Origin of the sequence: Streptomyces calidiresistens (genome assembly GCF_014141525.1) — a bacterium.
Classification (GTDB): Bacteria; Actinomycetota; Actinomycetes; order Streptomycetales; family Streptomycetaceae; genus Streptomyces; species Streptomyces calidiresistens.
Genome location: NZ_VKHS01000169.1, coordinates 1 through 8,355, shown reverse-complemented (window position 1 = coordinate 8,355; position 8,355 = coordinate 1). Strand labels below are relative to the sequence as shown.

Genomic DNA, 8,355 nt, shown 5'->3' with positions numbered 1-8,355 from the left:
GGCGTTCATCCTGACCGCGGGGCAGGCTGCGGACAGGCCGCAGTTCATCCCGGTCCTGAAGAAGGTGCGGGTGCGCGGGCCCGTTGGCCGCCCCCGCACCCGGCCGGAAGCGGTCGCCGGGGACAAGACACCCCATGCAGTTATCGGGTCAAGCAGCGGTGGCGAGTTGAGGTTTCGTTGGTGGGGTGAAGGCGGTGGTTTCGTCGAATTTCTGGTGGGTGGTCAGGCAGTGGTGGAGTTGGCCGATCATGCGGTTGAACAGGTGGCGGAGGGCTGCGTAGTAGCGGTCGCCGGTCTCGCGTCGGCGGTTGTAGTGGGCGTGGGCTCCGGGTGAGGCGGTCAGGGCGGCGAATGCCCAGTGCCGGCCGGTCGCTGCGAGTCGGCTGTTCTTGATTCGGCGGTGGCTGACGCGGCGGCTGCGGCCGGATTCGCGGGTGACCGGAGCACTTCCGGCATAGGCCTTCAGGTCACGGGCGGTGTCGAAGCGGGTGCGGTCGTCGCCGATCTCGGCGAGGATCCGGGCGCCGGTGAGCACGGCCAGGCCGGGGAAGCTGGTGATGATCTCCGCGTCGGGGTGCTGGAGAAAGAGTTCTTCGGTGGCCCGGGCCAAGTCGTCGCATGCATGGCAGGCCGCGTCGAGCTGGGCGAGGAGAGCGAGGGTCTGGCGTCCCATCGCGGCTTCGACCAGGCCGGGCTGGCGGAGCCGGGTGCGGCGGAGCACTTCCAGGAGCCGGTCGGTCTCGGCGTCGATCCGCCGTTGGCGACCCGCACGGGTGACGGCGACTTTGAGCCGGCTGCGGGTGAGGCGGGCGGCCTCACCCGGCGTGGGGGCGACTGCCAGAATCGCGCGGGCCTCCCGCGCCAGCAGCCGTTCGCGTTTGTCGGCGAACGCCTCGAGTATTGCCGGGTAGTACTCGCGAAGGTGGGAACGGAGCCGGTTGTGGGCGCGGGTGCGGTCCCAGACCGTGTCCTGCTGGGCCCTGGCCAGGACGGCGATCGCCCTGACCAGGTCGGAGTCGTCGGGCAGCGGCCGGTGAAGGTCAGCGTCGGTCCGCAGGATGTTCGCCAGGACGACGGCATCCTGGTGGTCGGACTTCTTGCGGGACACTGCGTGCCGGTCTCGGTAGCGGGCAACCGCCATCGGATTGATCGCGTAGACACGCCGGCCGGACGCCCGCAGACAGGCCACCAGCAGACCGCGAGAGGTCTCGATCGCGATCGGAATCGGATCTTCCGGGCTGTCGCCGTGCTCGGCCAGCAGTCGCAGCAGGTCCTGAAAACCCGTGGCGTCGTCGCCGATCCGCAGCTTGCCGAGCAGGCGGGCATCGGTGTCGACCACCGCGATGTCGTGATGGTCCTCGGCCCAGTCGATTCCGCAGGTCACGTGCAATGTGTGCTCCCCTCGAAGTGTCTGCCGTCCGTCGGCGTCGAGCCGCGGCAGGGACCACCCGGCGACCTAATAGAAGCGCTCGCGGGCGCACCACCCCATCAGCCGTCCGTGGCCCCGGCGATGTCCAGGGTCCTCGCTCTTGTGAAGAGCTCCACGGCTCCGGCTGATCGGGAGGTGGCCCTGGAAACGGCTCGAACCACGCCACGCTACGGGCGCCGCGGTCGCAGAGGCAGGGGCCTTGCACGCGTCCCTCTTGTCGAAGCGCTCCCAGGCGCGGCATACAGAACAGACGTCTCGCCCCGCCCCTGCCGAGGCCGGCAACGGCCAACCTCGATGCCTATTAGGCTTACTCATCCCGCGGAAACCGCTCCCACCTGCGAAAACGCGGCATCAAGGCGGTCATCCCGGAGAAGAGGGACCAGGCCGCCAACCGGAAGAAGAAGGGCTCCAGCGGCGGTCGGCCGGTCAGCCACGACGCCGACCTCTACAAGGAGCGGAACACCGTCGAACGCCTGATCAACAGGCTCAAGGCATGGCGAGGCATCGCCACCCGATACGACAAGACCCCGGACAGCTACCTCGCCGGCCTCCACCTGCGCGCCTCGATGATCTGGGTCAAAGACCTCACCCGGACCACCCGATGATCACGACTCGATACGCGCCCTAACACCGCAGGTCGGGAAGTGTTCCCCGCGCGAGCGGGGGTGGTCCGACCTGAAGCGGGGGACCGGCGGCCACCGGACCGTGTTCCCCGCGCGAGCGGGGGTGGTCCGGTGCCGGTGGCCGCCCGGCAGCGCGAGGTGCTGTGTTCCCCGCGCGAGCGGGGGTGGTCCGGCGTACCTGGGGGCGACCACTCAGGCCGTGATGTGTTCCCCGCGCGAGCGGGGGTGGTCCTCGAGACGGCCTAATGTCCGCCTACGTCGATGGTGTTCCCCGCGCGAGCGGGGGTGGTCCGCCCGAGTGGTACGCGGACGGGGAGTCCCCGTGGTGTTCCCCGCGCGAGCGGGGGTGGTCCGGGACGGACGAAGCGGGCGGAGAGGAAGTCGGCGTGTTCCCCGCGCGAGCGGGGGTGGTCCGTGAATGCCGGAGTCGGGGCCGCCATCCCTCAGGTGTTCCCCGCGCGAGCGGGGGTGGTCCGGCCATCTCGGCGGCCTCCCAGGTGATGTACGGGTGTTCCCCGCGCGAGCGGGGGTGGTCCGACCGGAGCACTGCGCTGGCTGGCCGCCGGTGGGTGTTCCCCGCGCGAGCGGGGGTGGTCCGGTCAACCGCAGCTCGCCCCCGCGATTCACCACGTGTTCCCCGCGCGAGCGGGGGTGGTCCGCCGGGCAACGAGGCGAGACCGAGGCCGGCGTGGTGTTCCCCGCGCGAGCGGGGGTGGTCCGCGGACACCGACCGGGAAACGGCTTCCCGCGACGTGTTCCCCGCGCGAGCGGGGGTGGTCCGGCGATGTGCGTGGTCATGCCGTAGCCAGCCTGGTGTTCCCCGCGCGAGCGGGGGTGGTCCGCCGGCTGCGAGGAGCCAGGCGAGGGCCGTGTCGTGTTCCCCGCGCGAGCGGGGGTGGTCCGAGCGGCAGTTGCTCGGGCGGCTCCAGCCGGAGGTGTTCCCCGCGCGAGCGGGGGTGGTCCGCGCAGCGCGAAGGAGACGCGCGAGCAGCTGCTGTGTTCCCCGCGCGAGCGGGGGTGGTCCCGGGGACCGACCGGCGAGCGCTCCCGGCGGTCCGTGTTCCCCGCGCGAGCGGGGGTGGTCCGTACTTCTTCATGGCGTTTCCTTTCTCGTTGATGTGTTCCCCGCGCGAGCGGGGGTGGTCCGCCGAGTCCGACCCGACCGTGCTCCCCGGGTGGGTGTTCCCCGCGCGAGCGGGGGTGGTCCGTCCTCGCTGCGGGACCTGCTCGGAGTGCGATGGTGTTCCCCGCGCGAGCGGGGGTGGTCCGGCCACCAGGGCGGCCAACGCGGCGACGACGGCGTGTTCCCCGCGCGAGCGGGGGTGGTCCGCCGCCTGCCCGATCAACCACACGATCAGACCCGTGTTCCCCGCGCGAGCGGGGGTGGTCCGGCGCCCGGGTATTACCTGATGGATGCCTGGACGTGTTCCCCGCGCGAGCGGGGGTGGTCCGGCGTGCTGGCGGGCGGCCTCGGCGATGAGGTCGTGTTCCCCGCGCGAGCGGGGGTGGTCCGCCGCGAAGCGCTGGCGCGGCACCGCCATGGGCGTGTTCCCCGCGCGAGCGGGGGTGGTCCGGCGCCCGCACCGACCTCAAGGAGACCCCGTGAGTGTTCCCCGCGCGAGCGGGGGTGGTCCGCGTCCCGAAATCGTCATGACCTTCGGGCCCGAGTGTTCCCCGCGCGAGCGGGGGTGGTCCGTCATCCGGCCCCGGGCCCGCGAGCACGCGGAGGTGTTCCCCGCGCGAGCGGGGGTGGTCCTATTGGCGCGTCTGTGCAGCAATATGGGTCCGGGTGTTCCCCGCGCGAGCGGGGGTGGTCCGCCTGCGGACGCTGAAACCCGGCCTCGATGAGCGTGTTCCCCGCGCGAGCGGGGGTGGTCCGGCACACCGGCCGTGACCGGACCCCAGGACGACGTGTTCCCCGCGCGAGCGGGGGTGGTCCGATGAAGGCTCCGGAGTATGTGGAGCCGCAGGTGTGTTCCCCGCGCGAGCGGGGGTGGTCCGAAGTGGCGCCAGAGCTGTTCGCCGATGTCGAGGTGTTCCCCGCGCGAGCGGGGGTGGTCCGCGGGACTGGCGGGAGAAGGCACGCGCGGCGTCGTGTTCCCCGCGCGAGCGGGGGTGGTCCGATCCGTTGTGCTTCTCCCACACCACGTCCTGCGTGTTCCCCGCGCGAGCGGGGGTGGTCCGCCGGCGGCGCCGTCCACGACCTGATCGAAGCGGTGTTCCCCGCGCGCGGGGGTGGTCCGGCCGCGACCCGGCATTTCGGAAAAACACCGGAGTGTTCCCCGCGCGAGCGGGGGTGGTCCGTGCCCGATCATGCCGGTGACCCACTTGCGGAAGTGTTCCCCGCGCGAGCGGGGGTGGTCCGCTTCTCCTTGGCCATATCGGGGACACGACGCGGTGTTCCCCACGCGAGCGGGGGTGGTCCGACCTTGACCGCGAAGTAACTGCAGTCAGAGAAGTGTTCCCCGCGCGAACGAAGGTGAGCCGTCGCGATACTTCTACCTGCCGACCCCGATGCGGTGCTCTTGACGCGGGCAAAAGCGCTCCGTCCGTTACCGGGGAGAAGTAAGGCCGACCCCATGCAGAGCACCCACCCCACCGTGCTCCCCTACGTCGAGTGGAACCGAAGGGTCGTCCGTCAGCGGTGGGAGTCCTCTGGGACTTTTCTGGGACTTCTGGCTTCATCAACCGGCACGAACGTGAAACAACCGAAAGGCCATTCGCGCAGGTCAGGGACCAAATTCCCCTCATCGTGGCAGGTCACTGCGCCGGCTGGTCTCTTCAGGGACATCTGACGGGCGGAGGCCGCCGCGCCCCTTCCGACCTGCTGCGTCGCAGGTCGGAAGGGGCGCGGCGTCGCCCGCGAACTGCACGACGTGGTCACCCACCACGTCACGGCCATGGTGGTCCAGGCCGACGCGGCGCAGTTCCTGCTCACGTCCGCGCCGGAACGCGCCGGCGAGGGGCTGACGGCCGTCAGCGACACCGGCCGTCGGGCACTCACGGAGCTGCGGCACCTGCTCGGTGTCCTGGAGGCGACCGGTGACTCGGCGACCGCGGACCCGGCGGGCGCGGACCGGGGGCCCGTCCCGGGCCGGGGGGCAGACCTGGTCGAACAGGCCCCCAGGTCGGGTCAACCGGTCGAGTTCAGCGAGCAGGGCGAGCGGCGACCGCAGAGCGCGGACGTGGAGGTGGCCGCCTACCGGGTGGTGCAGGAGGCGCTCACCAACGCCATGAAGTACGCGGCCGGGAAGCCGACGCGGGTCCTGCTCCGGCACGGCGGCGACGAGCACATCGAGGTCGAGGTGACCACCGACGGCCCCGCCGCCGCACCGGTCACGCGGAAACCGGGCCCCGCGGGTGGACGCGGGCTGGTCGGGCTGCGTACACGGGTGCGGATGCTCGAGGTGAGCTGGAGGCCGGTTCCCGGCCTGGGGGCGGGTTCGGGGTCCGCGCCACGATCCCGTCCAAGCCCCTTCAGGAGTGACCCCGTGAACGACGCGCCGCCACCGATCCGTGTACTCGTCTGCGACGACCAGGCGCTGGTGCGGACCGGCTACGTCACCATCTTCTCCGCGCAACCCGACATGGAGGTCGTCGGGGAGGCCGAGAACGGCCACGAGGCGATCCGGTCCGCGCGGCGGCTGCGCCCCGACGTGGTCGTGATGGACATCCGGATGCCCCTGCTCGACGGCATCCGGGCGACGTTGCGGCTCGCCGGCCCCGACGTCGAGGACGCGCCGAAGGTACTGGTCGTCACCACCTTCAACGTCGACGCCCACGTCTACGACGCGTTGCGCGCCGGAGCGAGCGGCTTCCTCCTCAAGGACGCGCCTCCGGCGGAGCCGGTCAACGGCATCCGGACCGTCGCCCGCGGCGAGGCCCTGTTGGCACCCGCCGTCACCCGCCACCTCATCGGTCACTTCGGCCGGCATCTGCGACCGGTCGCCACCTCCCGGTCGGCCGGACAGGAGGTCGTGCGTGCGCTGACCCCCCGCGAGCGGGAAGTGCTCCGCCTGATCGCCGAGGGGCTGTCGAACGCGGAGATCGCCACGGCGATGTTCATCACCCCCGAGACAGTCAAGACCTACGTGTCGCGCATCCTGTCGAAACTCGTCCTGCGCGACCGCGTCCAGGCCGTCATCCTCGCCCACAGGGTGGGACTGGTGCCCGGCACACCGTGACCGGCGGGCCCGGGTGTCCCGGCGACGGCGACGCCGTCCCGGTGGCCCGGCCGGGGTCCCGCCGCACGCCGATCCGTTTTCCCCGCAGCCGTGTGCGCGGGTCGGTGGTCTGTCGGGAGGTCCGGGTCCGGCCCGCTGCCCGGGCCCGTCCGCCCTCCGTCCCCGGTGAACTGCGGTCAGGCCTGCGGCAACACCACCTGACCGTCGAGGCGCACGGCATCCCGGTCGCCGTGATCGCCACCGACGGCCACCACAACGATGTCACCCTGCCGATCCCGCTGTTCCGGGCCGTCCCACCGGTCCACGGCAAGCGCGGCCGGCCACTGCGTTGCCCTGAAGTACCGCAGGTACGTGGGAACATCCCCGCGGGTGCGGCGGACAGCGCCCACCGGGGCACCGGCCCGGTCATCCCCCACCGCCGCGCCCCGGCCAGGCCGAACCCCGGGGCGGAAGGAGGAACACAACGCCTCCCACCGCAAGGTCCGTGTCCGCGTCGATCAGGTCTTCGCCCGTGGGAAGACCCGGAAGATCCTTCACGCCTGCCGCCTGGAAGGCGACGGCGTCCGTCACGCCGTGCTCGGCATCGCCCGCCTCCACCACCCCACCCCCGTGGGAGGACCGGGAAACAACACTGGTCAACCGGCATACCCCGGATCATTCACGGGACAACGCCCGGGCCACGGCGCCGGGGAACGGAGGTATCGGACCGACATGATCGCCGGCCGGCCTGATCACAACCCCGGTGACCGAACGCCCGCTCCCCCCTACTCTGTGAACCGGGGTCAGAGCGCACAATGCCGTTCAACGTCGTTGCCCGCCCGAGGAATCGAGGCGAGCACCGGGACCGGGGGATGTCGGAATGAGTGGATCAGGGGGGACTGACACCGTCACGCTGCGGGCCGTGCGCGCCTCGTCGGCCGTGACGGTTGAGGACGCGACGCGCGCGCTGCGGTCCTGGCTCGCCGACGAGCCCGGGCTGCGCGGCCGCCTCTCACCCCGCGAAAGCCCGCCCCCACCCGGCGCGCTGGGCCCCACGCTGGACGGCCTCGCCATCGCCCTGGGCTCCGGCGGCGTGGCCACCTCCCTGGTCACCGCGGTGGTGGCGTGGCTGCGCAGCCGACGCGGCGACGTCACCGTGCGGCTGGAGCGAGCGGATGGCGCCTCCCTGGAGTTCACCGCCACTCGCGTCCAAGGGCTCGCCGAGCCCGAGGTACGCGAGCTGATCGCCGCCACCGTCCGAGCCCTGGAACCGGGCGGGGCGACCACCGCACCGGACCCCGGCCGGGAGCAGACATGACGCCGGGACCCGTACCGGGCCGCACACCGGAGACCGCGGCGCTCGCCGTGCCCGGCGCCCGGGTGCTGCTCATCGGCACCGGCACCCACGACGGCCCGGACCTTCCACCGGTACCCGCGGTGCCCCGCACCGTTGCGGCACTCGCCGACCGCCTCCGCACTCGCTGCGGCGTCACCGACGACCGGTTACGGGTCCTCATCGACCCTCCCGACGCGCGAACCATGGCCGCGGCCATCACCGAGGAGGCGCGGCGCGCCGAATCCGCGCTGCTCCTCTACTACGCGGGCCACGGCCTGCTGGGTCCCGGCGACGAGCTGTACTTCGCCGCCCGCGGCACCGGCCGGCTCACCCCCGGCCTGGCCGCCCACCAGGCGCTGTCGCTCACCTCGGTGCGCGAGGCGCTCAGCCTGTGCCGGGCACCCTCCATCGTGGTCATGCTGGACTGCTGCTACTCGGGGCGCGCGGTCGGCCCGCTCGGCGCGGATGCCCCGGCACGCTCCCCTCTCCACCAGTTGCCCGCCGCACAGGGCATGTATCTCCTCGCCTCCGCCGAACAGCTCGCCCTCGCCCCCGAGCACGCCGAACACACCGCCTTGACCGGCGAGCTGATCAGGCTGCTCGACGAGGGCGACCCTCGCGGGGCACGCCTGCTGACCCTCGACGGCGCCTACGACTACCTCTTCCGCTCCCTTCGCGACCGGCAGGGCCCGCTCCCCCGCCGCCAGGCCGGAGACGGTTCCGGCGGGCTCGTGCTCGCCGCCAATCCCGCGGCGTCGCCCCCGGTGGTCGCCCCCGGCACGGAGCCGCCCGAGGCACCCGACC

General features: G+C 72.4%; 5 protein-coding genes, 3 pseudogenes and 1 CRISPR repeat array. Of the genes and pseudogenes, 6 read left to right on the top strand and 2 right to left on the bottom strand.

What is annotated here, in order from left to right:
• Positions 1–127: pseudogene (locus FOE67_RS09820) on the top strand (IS5/IS1182 family transposase); the annotation flags it as partial.
• Between the two features lie 21 nt (positions 128–148).
• Here FOE67_RS09820 and FOE67_RS09815 read toward each other — a convergent pair.
• The gene (locus FOE67_RS09815; protein WP_182662625.1) at positions 149–1,390 is read right to left on the bottom strand and encodes an IS110 family RNA-guided transposase; all 1,242 of its coding nucleotides are present in this window, start codon (positions 1,388–1,390) and stop codon (positions 149–151) included.
• Positions 1,391–1,734: 344 nt separating this feature from the next.
• Between FOE67_RS09815 and FOE67_RS09810 the strand changes: the two are divergent.
• From FOE67_RS09810 to FOE67_RS09800, 3 genes and pseudogenes are all read left to right on the top strand, one after another.
• A pseudogene (locus FOE67_RS09810) lies at positions 1,735–2,034 on the top strand (transposase); the annotation flags it as partial.
• Between the two features lie 39 nt (positions 2,035–2,073).
• Positions 2,074–4,236: direct repeats of the CRISPR family, unit length 29 nt; unit sequence GTGTTCCCCGCGCGAGCGGGGGTGGTCCG.
• Positions 4,237–4,952: 716 nt separating this feature from the next.
• Positions 4,953–5,030: pseudogene (locus FOE67_RS30020) on the top strand (hypothetical protein); the annotation flags it as partial.
• 513 nt (positions 5,031–5,543) lie between these two features.
• Positions 5,544–6,236 carry a response regulator gene (locus tag FOE67_RS09800; RefSeq protein WP_182662623.1) on the top strand — a complete coding sequence of 231 codons (693 nt, stop codon included), beginning with the start codon at positions 5,544–5,546 and terminating at the stop codon, positions 6,234–6,236.
• A gap of 176 nt (positions 6,237–6,412) precedes the next feature.
• On the opposite strand, the gene FOE67_RS09795 is transcribed toward FOE67_RS09800, so the two are convergent.
• A complete protein-coding gene (locus FOE67_RS09795) occupies positions 6,413–6,625 on the bottom strand; it encodes a hypothetical protein (protein WP_182662621.1) in 213 nt (70 codons plus the stop codon).
• A gap of 512 nt (positions 6,626–7,137) precedes the next feature.
• Between FOE67_RS09795 and FOE67_RS09790 the strand changes: the two genes are divergently transcribed.
• Complete coding sequence (locus tag FOE67_RS09790; protein ID WP_182662619.1) at positions 7,138–7,533, top strand: effector-associated constant component EACC1; 396 nt, start codon at positions 7,138–7,140, stop codon at positions 7,531–7,533.
• Positions 7,530–8,355: caspase family protein (locus FOE67_RS09785; RefSeq protein ID WP_182662617.1), on the top strand; the 826-nt coding region annotated here is incomplete at its 3' end. The genes FOE67_RS09790 and FOE67_RS09785, both read left to right, overlap by 4 nt.